This window comes from Paenibacillus sp. 2TAB19, from assembly GCF_052115185.1.
Taxonomy (GTDB): Bacteria; Bacillota; Bacilli; order Paenibacillales; family Paenibacillaceae; genus Pristimantibacillus.
Genome location: NZ_JBFRGE010000224.1, coordinates 1 through 588, shown reverse-complemented (window position 1 = coordinate 588; position 588 = coordinate 1). Strand labels below are relative to the sequence as shown.

Below are 588 nucleotides of genomic sequence, written 5' to 3'. Positions count from 1 at the left end.
CGTTTTTTGGAACTATGAAGTTTTATCAAATCTGAATAATGAATTGAGCATAGCTGTTCTTAACATAATTCAAAGGCAATCAAGATATGCGAAATTGCAAGGGACTCAATTAAGTGCACTTATACATACAAATAATCCAAATGAAAGAATAACCAATTTAGGGTCAATAGAGGCGGAGTGGAATCCAGCAGAATGGCTGAATAGCAGGAGAGAAATGTAAGTAACTCAGAGGGGCTTCGCCTAACATTATACTCACGCATCGGGCCATTCGGCCCTCGGTCCGGCAGGAGTTAGAAGAGGATTCTATGAGGCATTTCAGTAGCGGGGAAGCATAATCAACCGGACACACCCGCACCACCTAACCGCATCGCGGCCGGTCCTGTTGGGACCTTAAGGTGGTGGGGCGTCGTGAATACGAGAACGTTAGGCGAAACCCGAAGCGAAGAAAGGAAGATCTAATGTTATCATCCAAAGTAGCGTTTCAAACAATGATTAAATATTTAGAGCTATACAATAATAAGAAGAAGTCAGAAGATGTTCGAATCCTTATTGATGAATTGATTAAAGCGAAATTACCTTCGCATCGCA

1 protein-coding gene is annotated in these 588 nt (G+C 42.2%); it reads left to right on the top strand.

Annotated features, from left to right (window positions below):
* Nucleotides 1-220: hypothetical protein (locus AB4Z33_RS31165; RefSeq protein ID WP_442053598.1), on the top strand; the 220-nt coding region annotated here is incomplete at its 5' end.
* Nucleotides 221-588: the final 368 nt, after the last annotated feature.